Here is a 15,853-nt window from a genome sequence, read left to right as displayed (position 1 = left end):
AACTGCGGAGCACTTAGGCCCCGCAGTGAATGGGTGGTTAATCGAGCTCTAGCTCGCGAGTCATATTCTCAAGGCTGTCTTCGTGAACAATAATATTGTCCTCAATACGAATACCACCGAAAGGCTTAAGCTCTGCGACCTTGTCCCAATTAATATGCTGATTATTATCTGTCGCTGCTAAATCACCGAGCAAGGAATCAATAAAGTACAACCCAGGTTCAATGGTAAATACTTGATTCGCTTCAATCTTGCGCGTGCAACGCAGGAATGGGTGACCTTCAGGCGGCTCTTGGTGTGCGCCCTGCTCGTCAGCCATAAAACCACCCACATCATGTACTTGTAAACCAATATGATGGCCTAAACCATGTGGGAAGAACGTTGAGGTAATGCCTTTGGCAACAATTTCATCGGCCGATAAGTTAACGATGTTAAAGTCACTCAGTGTTTGCGCCACACGTTGGTGACAATCAAGGTGTAACTCACCATATAACTTGCCAGGCGCCAACTGGTTACATAGTGCAATTTGGTGCTGCTTCATGGTGGCAACAAGTTCAGCAAATTCCCCTTCTCCAGTAAAGTCATAGGTTCGAGTAATATCGGCTGCGTAACCATTGAAGTTGGCGCCAGCGTCAATCAAAAAAGAACGATGGGTAGCAGGAGCAACACGATCAAAGTGCGTGTAGTGCAAAATGGCGCAGTTTTCGTTTAGCGCCACAATGTTGCCGTAAGGCGTGTCATTTTCGCTGTGTTGGGTCGCTAACAGGTAGGCTTGTTGAATTTCAAATTCAGACTTGCCTTGGAAAAACGCATCTCGCGCAGCTTTATGGCCTTGTACGGCGATTTTATTCGCCTCACGCATACAAGCGAGTTCGTACTGCGTTTTGTAGGCACGGTGGTAATGATAAAAGTTCATTACCGGCTCCGGATTCATCAGCTCAAAGCCCAAAGCTTGAGCGACTTCCAGGTATTCACCAATATAAGCAAATCGCGCTTTATCATAAGGGAGTAGCTTTTCCACCTGATCCGGTTTCACCAGCAGTTCAATATCAAAGTAGTCAGCCCAATACTCATTCGGCTCATCGGGGACCTTGTGCCAAAAGTCCACAGGGCGATAGAAAATCAACTTTGGCTTATCAGTGCCATTCGCGACAATCCAGCAATGTGGATTATCTATCACTGGCAACCAGGCCTTAAATTGTGGATTCACCTTAAACGGGTAGTACATATCGTCTAAGAACTGGCGCTTCGCTTGGCCAGAATGGAAAACAACGCCGTCTAGGTTTTCGCGTTCGATAATTTCGCGCGTGCGCTTTTGCAAGGTTGCAATATGTTCAGCGTATAACACCGCTAATTTATTCATGTATCACCCACTTTGCTAAATATTATTAACTGCAGTCTATCACAGCCGCCAGCTGTGCGGCTAACCACCTATGCGCATATCAAGAATAGACGCTAGGATGTTTTCATTTTTGCCTTGTTTAGTAAGATATACTTGCCGATAAGCAAATACATTTTTGACATAGTCACGCGTTTCCCGATACGGGATCAATTCAATCCACAGCTCCGCAGGCATAGCTTGATCCGGTAACCATTTACGTACACGGTGATAACCCGCATTGTAAGACGCTGTTGCTAACACTTGGTTGCCATTAGTTTTACCCTCTAGGTACTTAAGGTACTTGGTGCCCAAATTGATATTAGTGCTGGGCTCGTACAAACGCCGTGAAGACACGGTACTACGATTAATGTACTTCGCGGTGCTAGGAAGAAGCTGCATTAATCCCCGGGCGTTGGCCCGAGAGCGGGCATCCGGAGCAAAAGAGCTCTCACGCCGAGCAATAGCAATACTCCAATCCATATCCACCTTGTTGCGGCGGCTATAGCGCTTAAATAAGTCGGTGAATGCATCAGGGAAGCGTAAATCCACGTAATCCCAAGCCTTTATACGCGCTAATGTAAAGATGGTACTGTCATGCCAGCCTTGTTCACCGGCTAATACCGAAGCCGCTAGTTTCTCCGCTTCACTTGACGTATCTATTAGGTAATTCCATTCCCTGCGCGCGCTGGTGTAGCGCTTCAGTTCATGCAAACGTTTGGCGCGCTTGAAGCCTGGCGCCTGAGCCACCTTTTCCTTCAACCCAGGCGGCAACATCAACTGTTTACTATTGAGGTTAACCGGTTGGTCCAAGCGTGCGGCAGCAAGAAAGCCATAATAGTCTCGTTGTTGTGCCAGCGGCAGCCATATATTTTGGGCCTCTTGTGCCCGCCCTTGACGAAAATAGCTGTATGCGAGCCAGTATTTATGGCCATTGCTGAGATTGGTTTTATTAGTGAAGTAAGCTGATATCCCTGGCCAATCTTGCTCTCTGAGCATATTCGCTAAATGCCACTGCATTAGCTTTTTATCATGGCCCGCATCGGGCACTTTATTTAACCAAAATTTCGCTTCATCATGCTGTTTTACCGCCAATGCATAAGCAAAAGCATAGTTAATTTCCTGACGTTGCTCGTCGGTAAAAGTGAACATGTTATCGAGTTTGGTCCATGCTCGAATCGCTAGTTCCGGATTTCGCCATACCAAACGCTTAACGCCATAATGGGCAATTTCCGCTTCTTTACTGCTTTTGTTTTTGAACCGGTACAACCCTGCTGCAGCACTGGGGTCTTTGCGCACCGCAGAATATAAATCAGCTAAATAACGCTCATTATTCGGTAGCAACGTTTTCAGGTAGCGCAGCAAGTGGTGTTCGCCCTCTCGTGCTGCCAACCCTACCCGTTGCCATACCCGTTGTGGAGTTTGCATCCCAGCATCACGCCACTTAGCGAATAAGGAGTCACACTGTTTCGGTTGAGATTGCCCTACCACCCAGAGATCAGCAACTTGCGCTAATATTGCTCGCTCAGGGGCGCCTAGTTGCAATTGAAAATCTAGGTACTGGCACTTTAACTGCGCATCGCTTGTGGGTTGGTAGTTAGCAACAAAGTCGGCTTTTCGCCCTCTTTTAGCTAGGTAGTTAAGCCAAGCTCGACGCACCGGCCACTCGAGGGGAGTATTTTGGTACACGCTCAAAAAGCGCTCTATTTCTGTTTGATATTTTAACTGCGGATGGCGTTTATAAAAGGCCATCTCTACATAAGGCTTAAGAGGGTGATCGAGTTGGCTATTAAGGCGCTTAAACTCTTTATAGTTGCCTGACCAGGCCACCTTTTCCGCCTCTAAAAAATCGTCATTGTCACTGGCTAAAGAAGCACTGGAGGCGTGCAGTAGGGATGCAGCCAGTAACACATGTATAAATCGTTTCATGATAATCCTACGTTTTATCGCGCGAAACACAGGTAACGGAATAACACTAAAAATGCTCAAAAAGGCACGTTACCATTATTGGTTCAACGAACCATCTTAACTGTACTACATTAATGGATGAGTTTTGACCTTTAGTAACCGCATCTATACGTGTTTTGGTCGCATCTCGTATCAGCGTTAATTTTTAACCGAATGTAAATTTTAGCCGGAAATTTTCATTGCATTTTCGGATTAAAGACGCGACACTGATCGAAAACCCAACTCATCGTACCAGTTTCACATGAAACAAAGGGAGATACCCATGATATTTCAGAGCGATTCCTTTGTAGTCTCTTTTATAAAGGACCAAATTGCTGAGTTTAAGTTCACTGTACCTGGTTCAGTGAATAAACTATCTCAACAAACCTTAAACGACTGCTTAGAGGCCATCAAAGAATTACGTCAACGTGACGACATTAAAGGCATGGTATTTACCAGCGATAAAGATCACTTCATCGTTGGTGCTGATATTTTTGAATTCCTACCCACTTTCCAAAGACCAGAGCAAGAGCTTGTAAGCTGGATTAAAAACGCAACCGATGTGTTTGACGCTTTAGAAGACTTACCTTTTCCTACTATCAGTGCCATCAATGGTATGGCTCTTGGCGGTGGCTGCGAGTGGGTTCTGGCGACCGATTTCCGTGTTGGTAGCAGCAAAGCTAAAATCGGTTTACCTGAGACCAAACTGGGTATTATGCCAGGCTTTGGTGGTACCGTGCGTTTACCTCGTATCATCGGTGCAGACAATGCCATGACTTGGATCACTACGGGTCAGGAAAACCGCGCCAATGATGCACTAAAAGTAGGTGCACTTGATGCTGTGGTTGCTGATGACGCGCTTGTTGATGCATGTATCAACATGCTGGAGCAAGCCATTGCGGGTAAGCTTGATTGGCAAAAGCGCCGCGCAACAAAACAAGCGCCATTGAAGATGAATAAGGTAGAGCAAGGTATGAGCTTTGCCATGGCCGAAGGCATGGTTATGGGCAAAACTAAAGGCCACTACCCAGCGCCAGTGCTTGCAGTGAAAACCATTAAAGAAGCCGCAAATATGAGTCGCGACGAAGCCATGGCAGTAGAAAATGCCAACTTCGCCAAGCTGGCTAAAACCAATGAAGCTGCTGCGCTTACCGGTATTTTCTTGAACGATCAGTTCATTAAAGGCAAAGCTAAAAAGCAAGCCAAGGGGAGTAGTGTCACCATCAACCAAGCTGCGGTACTAGGTGCTGGCATTATGGGCGGCGGTATTGCTTACCAGTCAGCCTACAAAGGCACACCTATTGTCATGAAAGACATTAACCAAGATGCTCTCGACTTAGGTATGGGCGAGGCAGCAAAGCTACTTGGTAAAAAAGTAAAACGCGGCCATATGAACATGGATAAGATGGTCGGCGTACTAGGCAAAATAAAACCGACTCTCAACGATGCGGATGTGCAAAGTGCTGATATCGTAGTTGAAGCCGTGGTTGAGAATCCGAAGGTGAAAAAAGCGGTATTAAGCGACCTTGAGAAAACCTTAGGTGACAATGCTGTACTAACATCAAACACGTCGACCATTCGTATTGATGAACTTGCCACAGCGCTAGAGAAACCTGAAAAATTCTGCGGTATGCACTTTTTCAACCCCGTTCCAAAGATGCCTTTGGTAGAGGTGATTCGTGGCGAGAAAACCTCAGAAGATACCGTTAACGCTGTAGTCGACTATGCCCTTAAGCTAGGTAAGTCGCCCATCGTTGTGAATGACTGCCCTGGGTTTTTCGTAAACCGTGTGCTATTCCCCTACTTTGCTGGCTTCAGCAAAATGGTCAGCGAAGGAATCAGCTTCGCAAAAATCGATAAAGTCATGGAAAATGTCTTTGGTTGGCCAATGGGGCCCGCCTACCTACTAGACGTGGTGGGTATTGATACCGCCTTCCATTGCACTGGCGTGATGGCTGAAGGCTTCCCTGAACGTATGGCTCGCCAAGAGAAAGATCCGGTCGCCGTGTTTGCAGAAGCTAAACGCTACGGTCAGAAAAATGGCAAAGGCTTCTACAGCTATGCTCCTGATCGCCGTGGCCGTTTGAAGAAGAGCCATGATGACGAGGCATTAAAGTTACTATCAACGCTGAGCGATAGTGAGAAAGACGTTGATAAGCAGGAAATGATCGACCGCTGTATGGTGCCGATGATCAACGAAGTACTGCTTTGCCTACAAGAAAACATCATTGCTTCACCACAAGAAGCAGACATGGCGTTGGTATATGGTATTGGCTTCCCGCCGTTCAGAGGCGGTGTATTCCGCTATTTAGACCAAGTCGGCCTGGCTAACTTTGTAGCAACTGCCGATAAGTACGCACACCTTGGTGCGATTTACCAAGTATCTGACCAAACACGTCAATGGGCCGAGCAAGGCCGCGTGTTTTATCAAGTGGAGGGACAATAATCATGAATAATGTTGTCATCGTCGATTGTATTCGTACACCTATGGGCCGCTCAAAAAATGGCGTATTCCGCCACAAGCGTGCTGAGGACCTTAGTGCCCACTTGATGAAAGGCCTATTAGAGCGCAACCCTGCTGTGGATCCTGCGTCAATAGACGACATCTATTGGGGTTGCGTACAGCAAACCTTAGAACAAGGCTTTAACGTCGGCCGTAACGCCGCACTGTTGGCGGGTATTCCACACACAGTGCCAGCAGTCACTGTAAACCGATTATGCGGCTCATCAATGCAAGCGTTGCATGATGCGGCACGCGCAATTATGACCGGTGCCGGCGACACTTACCTTATCGGGGGTGTGGAGCATATGGGCCATGTACCAATGACCCATGGTAATGATTTCCACCCAGGGCTCGCTACTTCTGTAGCTCAAGCCGCAGGTGTGATGGGACTAACAGCTGAATATCTTGCCACCTTGCACGGTATTAGCCGCGAGCAACAGGACCAGTTCGGCGCTCGCTCACACCAACGAGCTCATGCAGCCACAGTAGAAGGTCGCTTTAAAAGCGAGATCCTACCGATGGAAGGCCATGATGAAAGTGGTGCATTGACCTTGGTTGAAGATGATGAAGTTATTCGTCCAGAAACCACCGTCGAGGGTTTATCTCAGCTTCGTCCTGTATTTAACCCGGCTTCTGGTAGCGTCACTGCGGGCACATCTTCAGCGTTGTCTGACGGTGCTTCTGCCATGTTGGTTATGAGTGAAGACAAAGCTAAAGAGCTAGGCTTGCCAATTCGTGCTCGTGTTAAGTCAATGGCAGTCGCCGGCTGCGATCCATCAATCATGGGTTATGGTCCGGTCCCTGCGACTAAGAAGGCATTGGCGCAGGCAGGTATCAGCATTGATGATATTGACGTTGCTGAGCTTAATGAAGCATTCGCAGCGCAGTCTTTACCAGTGCTAAAAGACTTAGGTCTACTGGATAAGGTCGATGAAAAAGTGAATCTAAATGGCGGTGCAATTGCACTTGGGCATCCATTGGGTTGCTCTGGTTCACGGATCAGCACCACGCTTATCAATATTATGGAAGATAAGGACGCTAAATACGGCCTTGCAACCATGTGTATTGGTTTAGGCCAAGGTATTGCTACGGTGTTCGAACGTCCATAGCCACATCAGCTTGGTGACAAAAAGGCGGGTTAAGCATTATTGCTCCCGCCTTTTTTCTTATCTAAAGTTTGGGTAAACTAGCGCTTTTATTCTAAGGCAACGACACCAATGAACTTTGACCAAGCTGACCATGTTCTTGACGCCATGGGCCTACGTTGCCCCGAACCGGTGATGATGGTGCGCGGCACCGTGCGCAAAATGCGCCAAGGCGAGACCCTGCTAATCACCGCTGATGACCCTTCAACGACTCGTGATATTCCCAGTTTTTGTCGTTTTATGGACCACACCTTGGTGGCCCAGAAAACCGAGCAAGCCCCGTATCAGTATTTGATCAGAAAAGGCCAGTAGGCCTTATTCAAACACTTGATTGACTGTTACCAAGGGCTTTTTAAAGCGAGAGAAATTGATAGACACTTTGTACCAACCTTTCTCCTCTGGCGTAAAGCTAAAATAGTTGTATACGCTGTTGCAGTCTGCCTGAACTGGTAGGCCAAGCTCTAACGTTTTATCGAGCGCTTCGTCAAGATAACCGCAATTATAACCAGCACTCCACTGGGCATCGGCTATTTTGAACTCATAGGCCTTCCCCGGCGTAGAGAAGCGAATTTTGGTCTCATAGATGGCTGGTGCCACTCGTTGCATTTGATACTCTGGCTGTGCATCCCACAACGAGAAATCGCCACGCAAGAATAACGGCTTTTTCACTTCCTCAGCAGGCACGATATCATCGATAGTCACTGAGCTTGAGCAAGCCCCCAATAGTAAGGCTGAAACGAGTAACGGAATTTGCTTTGTCATTATTATTTGTTTCCACTTTAAGCGCACTTTTCTCCAGTCTAAGAAATTAGTGCAAAGGCTTCAATAAAAAAGCCAGCTTAATGCTGGCTTTTACTATCACTATGAAAAATACTCACTATTTCTGTAAAACAGAAATGTCAGCAACTTGCAGAAACAGTGATTGTAATTGTGACAATAGCGCCAAGCGATTGCTCTTAACGGCATCATCGTCAGCCATCACCATTACGTTATCGAAAAAGGCATCAACACTTTGACGTATATTCGCCAATTCACTTAATGCCTGCTGATAATCGCCCTGTTCGTACAATGGCGATAACTTCGCTTGATAGGCCGCTACTTGCTCAGCCAAAGTCTGCTCGGCAGGCTCTTGAAGTAACGCTTTATCAATGGCACCGACTTCCTTGATGTCATTTTTGCTGAGGATATTACCCACTCGTTTATTTGCCGCTGCCAGCGCTTCTGCAGGCTCTAAGCTACGGAAATGGCTTACCGCCTTTACACGCAGGTCGAAATCAAGGGGTTTAGAAGGTCGACGCGCCAACACAGCCTGGATTACATCAACGGCAATACCCTGCTCTTGATACCAAGTACGGAAACGCCCTAGGAGGAAATCAAATACATCCTCAGCGACATTACTGTTACTGAGCTTATCAGCAAACAGTTGCTGTGCTTTGGCGATAATATCAAGCACATCTAAAGGTAGTTGCTTCTCTACCATGATCCGAAGCGCACCAATTGCTGCACGACGCAGGGCAAATGGGTCCTTGTCACCTTTCGGAGCTTGGCCGATACCAAAAATACCCACTAAGGTGTCGAACTTATCTGCCAAAGCCACAGCACAAGCGATAGTGCTATGTGGTAATTCATCCCCAGAGAAACGCGGCATATATTGCTCGTTCATGGCATTGGCGACATCTTCATGCTCACCGTCATGACGTGCATAATGCATCCCCATCACGCCTTGAACATCAGTGAACTCCATCACCATCTCTGTCATCAGGTCGGTTTTACTTAACAAACCGGCCCGCTCTGCTAAAGCTTTATCGGCACTCAATTGCTCTGCAATGTAGCCTGATAGCGCGCTAATTCGCTCTGATTTATCTTTCAGGGTACCTAGTTGTTTTTGGAACAACACGGAATCAAGAGACGCTAAGCGGCTTTCCAATGTTTTCTTTTTATCTGCCTCATAAAAGAACTGTGCATCAGCTAAACGTGGGCGCACTACTTTCTCATTTCCAGAGATCACTACACTTGGGTCTTTGCTCTCAATATTGGAAACAAACAAAAACTTATTAATAAGCTTGCCATTGCTATCAAGCAGCGGGAAGTATTTTTGGTCGTCTTTCATGGTGTAGATCAGTGCTTCATCTGGCACATCCAAGAACTCTTCTTCAAAAGAGGCGGTTAACGTCACCGGCCATTCAACCAGCGAGGTCACTTCTTCTAACAGTTCTTCATCCATCGCGACCTGGGCACCCACTTTTGCTGCAGCGGCATCAATTTGATTACGGATCATCGCTTTGCGCGCCTCGTAATCCGCGACAACGTAGGCTTCCTTCAGCTTAATTAGCGCCTCATCGGCGTGATGAATCGCGACTTTCTCTGGGTGATGGAAGCGATGCCCCTGAAGCTCGTTACCGATCGCTTTACCAAGAATTTCACCTTGAACTAAGCTTGCACCGTAGAAAATGGTCGCGGTGTGTACCGGGCGAATAAACTGAGTCTTGTTAGCTCCCCAACGCATAGGTTTAGGGATAGGTAGTTTAGTTAATGCCTTAGCTACGGCGTCTACAATCAGCTCTTGTACCGCCTGACCAGGAACATTGGCCTTGTGTAGTAACCACTCGCCTTTATCAGTGGTATGGCGCTCCGCATCACTGACTTCAATACCACAGCCACGAGCCCAACCCAATGCCGCTTTGGTTGGGTTGCCATCGGCGTCAAACGCAGCTTTGACTGCTGGGCCACGCTTCTCGACCACTTTGTCTTGTTGTTTTTCATCCAGTTGCAACACCATCAACCCCAACCGGCGAGGCGATGCATACCACTGCACACCTTGGTGCCCGAGAGTAAGCTCGTCCAGTTGTGCGGTTAATGCATCAGCAAAGGCTTCTGCAAGTGTGCGCAGTGATTTTGGTGGTAACTCTTCAGTACCAATTTCAACTAAAAGATTCTGTTGTAACATAGGTATTCTTAATCCTTACACAGCGGGAATCCGAGCGCTTCACGCGCCGCGTAGTAACTTTCTGCACAGGCTTTAGATAAGGCTCTAACGCGCAGAATATAACGTTGTCTCTCTGTCACTGAGATAGCGTGACGTGCATCGAGAAGGTTGAATGCGTGCGATGCCTTCATCACTTGCTCATAAGCTGGTAATGGCAACTCTGCTTCTATGAGTTTTTGACTTTCCTTTTCGCACTGGTCGAATTGCTTAAATAGCGCATCAACGTCGGCATGTTCGAAATTGTATTTCGACTGCTCTACTTCGTTTTGGTGGAAAACATCACCATAGGTCACTTTGCCCATCGGGCCGTCAGCCCACACGAGGTCGTAAATACTGTCCACACCTTGAATATACATGGCTAAACGCTCTAGACCATAGGTGATTTCGCCGGTTACTGGCGCACACTCAAGCCCCCCTACTTGCTGGAAATAGGTGAACTGCGTGACTTCCATGCCATTTAGCCACACTTCCCATCCTAATCCCCAAGCACCCAGAGTTGGCGATTCCCAGTTGTCTTCAACAAAACGGACTTCATGCTTAAGTGTGTCAATTCCCAATGCAGCGAGTGAGCCCAAGTATAGGTCTTGGATATTGTCCGGAGACGGCTTTAAAACTACCTGAAATTGATAGTAATGCTGTAGGCGGTTAGGGTTTTCACCATAGCGGCCATCGGTAGGACGGCGACAAGGCTGCACATACGCACTCGACATTGGCTCTGGGCCAACGGCTTTTAAAAAGGTGAGTGGATGAAACGTGCCTGCGCCCACTTCTAGATCAAAAGGCTGTGCAATAACACAGCCCTGCTGTGCCCAGTAATCCTGTAACGCTAGGATAAGGCCCTGAAAGGTTTGTAAGTCGTATTTTTGCATAATGAGGTTAGGTTCTGCTGCTTTGAGTGCGGTTTTATTGCTCACAGTATACCTGCTGCCACGCTGTGTTTTAAGCAGTTTCTTTTACAGTGGCTCTGTAGCTAACAGCCCCTTCCTTTCACATTCATAATCTATTCATTTAAACATCACTGAATTATTTCTTCTCACCTAGTTCATTATTCGTATTTTTAATTCTTCTTTATTGCATTATCAGCAAAGTAGTCTAACTTTGTTAAATTAGTGTTAACCGCACTTTGACCAATAAAATATAACTAAGATAGGATTCGAAATGAAAAAGACACTTTTAGCCACAGCGGTATTCGCTGCATCCACCGGTATAGCCACTGCACAAAGCGCCCCTAGTTTTACCGGCATGGCGGCACAGATGGAGATCGATAATACCTGTATTATCCGTTTTAATGACTCGGTTTCTCGCTTTGATGTCGAAGGTAAAGCACGCGGTATGTTGACTAAGGCACAAGCTCAAGCCAAGCACCTATATAAAAATGCGATCAAAGGTATGGCTGTTAATATGAGCTGCGCTAAAGCGAAAACGGTATTTGCAAACGAGGCCGATGTGATGCGCTTCACCGAAGATGGCATTGCCTATGCCTCACCAGCAAAAAAAGGTAAGCCCGGTGGCGGCGGCAGTCAATCTCAACAAACGCCTTGGAGCGTCACGCGTGTTGGAGGTCCAGTGGATGGTTCCGGCTATACCGCTTGGGTACTCGATACCGGTATTGACTTAGACCATGCTGATCTCAACGTTGATGCTAACCGTGGCTTTACCGCTTTTACAAAAGGGCGTGACGCAGACATGGATGATGGCAATGGTCATGGTACTCATGTCGCCGGCACTATCGCTGCTCTTAATAACGGTATCGATGTCGTTGGTGTTGCAGCAGGTGCTGATGTGGTCCCTGTAAAAGTACTCGATTCTCGCGGTTCTGGCAGCTGGTCTGGGGTACTAGCAGGTATTGATCATGTCGCCGCTAATGCCTCACCAGGCGACTGTGCAAATATGAGTTTAGGCGGAGGCTTCAATCAGGAACTTAACGATGCGGTCGAAAATGCCGCACAACAATCGGGAGCCTTTTTTGTAGTGGCCGCAGGCAATGAAAGCCAAGATGCCAATAATGTCTCTCCAGCGAGCGCCTCCCATAACCGGGTTTATACTATTTCAGCAACAGATAGCAGCGACCGCTTTGCTAGTTTCAGTAACTTTGGCAACCCACCTATCGATTATGCCGCACCCGGAGTCGGTATTCTTTCCACACGCCAAGGGGGTGGCACTACCACAATGTCTGGCACATCAATGGCTTCACCAGCGGCGTGCGCGGTGATCATGATGAGCAATGGTAATCCAGGCACAGACGGATCGGCGTTGAACGATCCAGATGGCAATGCCGATGATATTATCCATCTTTAATATTAAGTATTAAATCAAAAAAAAGCCCTTACATGTTTGTGTAAGGGCTTTTAGTTATACGTTATTAAGCTGTATTTCTACACATCTAGATTCACAACACGAAGTGCGTTTTGCTCGATAAAGTCACGGCGCGGCTCTACTTGGTCACCCATTAGAGTTGCGAACAATTGGTCTGCCGCTATGGCGTCTTCAATGGTCACTTTAAGCATACGGCGAGCACTAGGATCCATTGTCGTTTCCCACAGCTGGTCAGGGTTCATCTCACCCAGTCCTTTGTAGCGTTGGGTGTATAGGCCACGCTTAGAATCGGTAATTAACCACTCTAGTGCTTCAACAAAGCTGCTCACTGGCTGCGTTTTCTCCCCGCGTTGAACATAAGCGCCTTCTTGCATCAGGTCTGTGATTTTCTCACCTGTAACACTAATACGCTGATAGTCTTTGGAGGTTAAGAAATCGTGGTTCAGTACATAGACTTTATCAACCCCGTGCTGACGAATATTGATCAACGGATAATAGAGTTTACGCTCTTCGTCGAATTGCGTGTGTGCGCTGAAAATAGCCGCATCTTCATCCTTAGCAATTAAATCTTCTACCAGTGTTTTCGTCCATGCTAACACTTTCTCTTCATTATCAAGCTCAGACTCACTAATACGAGGTTGGTAGATTAAGCTGTTCATCATTGAAGATGGGTACTTTCTCGCTAAACGTTCAATAACTTTTTCGGTACTCTGATAATCGCGAACTAGGTTTTCTAGCGCGTTATCTTGAATGGCACTTGCTCCCTCACTGGTATACAGTGCGGCACCGTTTAGTGCGAGAGAAGTTAAGTACTCAACGAGTGCATTATCATCTTTTATGTACCGCTCTTGCTTACCTTTTTTAATTTTGTACAGCGGAGGTTGAGCAATATAAACATAACCACGCTCAATAATTTCTGGCATTTGACGATAAAAGAAAGTCAGTAGCAGAGTACGGATGTGCGAGCCATCTACGTCAGCATCGGTCATGATAATGATACGGTGATAGCGAAGCTTTTCAGGGTCGTATTCATCACGGCCAATACCACAACCTAACGCCGTAATGAGCGTAGCCACCTCTTGCGAGCTAAGCATTTTATCAAAACGGGCTTTTTCAACGTTTAGAATTTTACCCTTTAGTGGCAAGATAGCTTGGTTTTTACGGTTACGCCCCTGCTTAGCAGAGCCACCCGCTGAGTCACCCTCCACTATGTAAAGTTCAGATTCCGCAGGGTCTTTCTCTTGGCAATCAGCGAGCTTACCAGGTAGGCCGGCTAAATCCATGGCTCCTTTACGACGCGTCATTTCACGCGCTTTACGCGCTGCTTCACGCGCACGTGCGGCGTCAATTATTTTACTGACAACGACCTTCGCATCACTGGGATTCTCAAGTAAGAATTCACCTAATTTTTCGGCCATCGCTTGCTCAACAGCAGATTTCACTTCGCTGGAAACAAGTTTATCTTTGGTCTGCGATGAGAACTTAGGATCTGGCACTTTAACGCTAACAACTGCGGTTAAACCTTCACGGGCATCATCGCCACTGGTCGACGCATTGGCTTTTTTGTTAAGGCCTTCTTTTTCCATATAACCATTCAATGTACGGGTGAGCGCTGCACGGAAACCGGCTAAGTGCGTTCCACCATCACGTTGAGGAATATTATTGGTAAAGCAGAAAATGCTTTCTTGGAAGCCATCGTTCCACTGCATCGATACTTCAACGCTGATGCCATCTTCACGCTCATGGGTGAAGTGGAAAACATTTTGATGAACTGGTGTTTTCTTGCGGTTCAAGTATTCAACGAAAGCTTGTATACCACCTTCATATTTAAAGTGATCGCGCTTATCTTCCTCGCGCTCATCGGTCAAGATGATAGATACGCCAGAGTTCAGGAATGATAATTCACGTAAGCGCTTAGCTAAAATATCGTAATGGAAGTTAATATCGCTGAATGTTTCTGAGCTCGGCCAGAAGCGAATTTCTGTGCCTGAGGTTTCCGAATCACCAATCACAGAAAGCGGCGCATCAGGCTCACCCATGGTGTAGGTTTGCTTATGTAATTTACCTTCGCGGCGAATTTCTAGCGCTAGCTTTTCTGATAATGCGTTAACAACCGAAACACCTACACCATGCAGACCACCGGATACCTTGTATGAGTTATCATCAAATTTACCACCGGCGTGTAGTACGGTCATGATAACCTCAGCCGCTGAGACTCCTTCCTCTTCATGGATTTCAGTTGGGATACCACGACCATTATCGCGAACTGATACTGAGCCATCGGTGTGGATAGTTACGAAGATGTCGTCACAGTATCCTGCTAATGCCTCATCGATTGAGTTATCGACAACTTCGAAAACCATATGGTGTAAACCGGTGCCATCATCGGTATCACCAATGTACATTCCTGGCCGTTTTCGTACTGCATCTAATCCTTTCAGTACTTTAATACTTGATGAATCGTAATTTTCAGACATGGTGTTTCCATCTATCTTGTTATTAGTTTGCCATGTTTCACGTGGAACAAAGCTTCAGTTCTATCCAAAGCTTCTAACACGGCAGAGACACTTTCGGACTCAATTGTCGTTATAAATATTTGCGCTTGGCAATGGGATAATAATTGGCCCACCTTGCGCTTTGTATCTTCACTGAGCTCCGAGGGTAAGTCGTCTATTAGCAACAGTGACTGCTTCCCGGTCTCTTTTTCAATTAAGCTATTTTGCGCTACTTTAAGCGCATATAAAAGCAGTTTTAGCTGTCCTCTTGAAAAGACATGCTCTGCTGCACCCACATCGGTTTTTATCGTTATATCCGCCTTGTGGGGCCCTCTCGATGTATATCCACGTGCAAGGTCGCGTTCGAGGTTTTCTGACAGTACATCAGCGAGTGAATCTGACTGTTTCCACCCGCAATGGAACTCGATTTTCAGGCCTTGCATCAATTCAAGTTCAGCACACAGTCTATCAAAAAAATGCGCTTTAAACCTCTCAATATAAGATTCTCTTAGCGCCGTAATATGCTGCGCCAAACGGACAAATTCTTTGTCCCATACAGCAAGTTGAAGCTTGATATCTCGGGGTCTTTGCTTGAGTAAAGCATTACGTTGCTTAAGTATACGGTTAAAGTTTTGCCAAGCATTTAAAAACTCATGTTCCACGTGGAACACACCCAAATCAATAAATGCCCGTCGCTCCTTCGGCCCACCAAAGAAGAAAGAGTAACTTTCAGGTGTGATGACTTGCACAGGCAATACCTGGGCTAAATCTGATATACGTCGGCTTGCCTTTCCCTGAATACGGACTTGGGTCTCACCCTGTACATTTTTACTTATCCCCATTGGGATGGTGAGATTATTACTGTGCTTTTTTGCGTGCAGAGTAAATTTTTGCGCCCCATGACGAATCACGTTGCGATACTTGTTGGTACGAAAAGAACGTCCATGGGAAAGGAAGTATATGGCTTCGAGAAAACTAGTCTTGCCGCTGCCATTCTCCCCGTAAATGATATTTATGTCTTGGGGAGATAAAGAAACAGCCTCAACATTTCGAAAATCATTGAGGCTGAGAGAAGTAATGCTCATT

At 46.6% G+C, this 15,853-nt stretch carries 11 protein-coding genes; 4 read left to right on the top strand and 7 right to left on the bottom strand.

Annotated features, from left to right (window positions below):
- Positions 1-37 precede the first annotated feature (37 nt).
- Both pepQ and MHM89_RS17340 read right to left on the bottom strand, forming a co-directional pair.
- Positions 38-1,360: a Xaa-Pro dipeptidase gene (pepQ, locus tag MHM89_RS17345; RefSeq protein ID WP_022944861.1), complete on the bottom strand. Its 1,323-nt coding sequence runs from the start codon at positions 1,358-1,360 to the stop codon at positions 38-40.
- Between the two features lie 60 nt (positions 1,361-1,420).
- Complete coding sequence (locus tag MHM89_RS17340; RefSeq protein WP_239409350.1) at positions 1,421-3,304, bottom strand: transglycosylase SLT domain-containing protein; 1,884 nt, start codon at positions 3,302-3,304, stop codon at positions 1,421-1,423.
- A gap of 301 nt (positions 3,305-3,605) precedes the next feature.
- On the opposite strand from MHM89_RS17340, the gene fadB reads away from it, so the two are divergent.
- The 3 genes from fadB to tusA all read left to right on the top strand — a co-directional run bounded on the left by fadB (position 3,606) and on the right by tusA (position 7,282).
- Positions 3,606-5,768, top strand: a complete 2,163-nt coding sequence (gene fadB / locus MHM89_RS17335) for a fatty acid oxidation complex subunit alpha FadB (RefSeq protein WP_235420048.1) — start codon at positions 3,606-3,608, stop codon at positions 5,766-5,768.
- A gap of 2 nt (positions 5,769-5,770) precedes the next feature.
- Complete coding sequence (fadA, locus tag MHM89_RS17330) at positions 5,771-6,934, top strand: acetyl-CoA C-acyltransferase FadA (protein WP_045979470.1); 1,164 nt, start codon at positions 5,771-5,773, stop codon at positions 6,932-6,934.
- A gap of 108 nt (positions 6,935-7,042) precedes the next feature.
- On the top strand, positions 7,043-7,282 hold the full coding sequence (tusA, locus tag MHM89_RS17325) for a sulfurtransferase TusA (protein WP_022944865.1): 240 nt from the start codon (positions 7,043-7,045) through the stop codon (positions 7,280-7,282).
- Positions 7,283-7,285: 3 nt separating this feature from the next.
- Here the strand turns inward: tusA and MHM89_RS17320 are convergent, their stop codons facing one another.
- The 3 genes from MHM89_RS17320 to glyQ form a co-directional block, all read right to left on the bottom strand.
- A complete protein-coding gene (locus tag MHM89_RS17320; RefSeq protein WP_026111099.1) occupies positions 7,286-7,738 on the bottom strand; it encodes a hypothetical protein in 453 nt (150 codons plus the stop codon).
- Between the two features lie 109 nt (positions 7,739-7,847).
- Complete coding sequence (gene glyS, locus MHM89_RS17315; RefSeq protein ID WP_239409349.1) at positions 7,848-9,917, bottom strand: glycine--tRNA ligase subunit beta; 2,070 nt, start codon at positions 9,915-9,917, stop codon at positions 7,848-7,850.
- Positions 9,918-9,925: 8 nt separating this feature from the next.
- A complete protein-coding gene (gene glyQ / locus MHM89_RS17310) occupies positions 9,926-10,825 on the bottom strand; it encodes a glycine--tRNA ligase subunit alpha (protein ID WP_026111100.1) in 900 nt (299 codons plus the stop codon).
- A 289-nt stretch (positions 10,826-11,114) separates the two neighbouring features.
- Between glyQ and MHM89_RS17305 the strand changes: the two genes are divergently transcribed.
- A complete protein-coding gene (locus tag MHM89_RS17305) occupies positions 11,115-12,254 on the top strand; it encodes a S8 family serine peptidase (protein ID WP_239409348.1) in 1,140 nt (379 codons plus the stop codon).
- Positions 12,255-12,331: 77 nt separating this feature from the next.
- Here MHM89_RS17305 and gyrB read toward each other — a convergent pair whose 3' ends face one another.
- Positions 12,332-14,749 (bottom strand): DNA topoisomerase (ATP-hydrolyzing) subunit B, encoded by a 2,418-nt coding sequence (gyrB, locus tag MHM89_RS17300; protein WP_138548730.1) that lies wholly within the window; start codon positions 14,747-14,749, stop codon positions 12,332-12,334.
- Between the two features lie 11 nt (positions 14,750-14,760).
- A complete protein-coding gene (recF, locus tag MHM89_RS17295) occupies positions 14,761-15,852 on the bottom strand; it encodes a DNA replication/repair protein RecF (RefSeq protein ID WP_138507914.1) in 1,092 nt (363 codons plus the stop codon).
- Between the last annotated feature and the right edge of the window lies 1 nt (position 15,853).

It is taken from the genome of Pseudoalteromonas sp. CNC9-20 (assembly GCF_022347875.1).
In the GTDB taxonomy this organism is placed as follows: Bacteria; Pseudomonadota; Gammaproteobacteria; order Enterobacterales; family Alteromonadaceae; genus Pseudoalteromonas; species Pseudoalteromonas ruthenica.
This window is presented reverse-complemented; position numbering and strand designations above follow the sequence as displayed.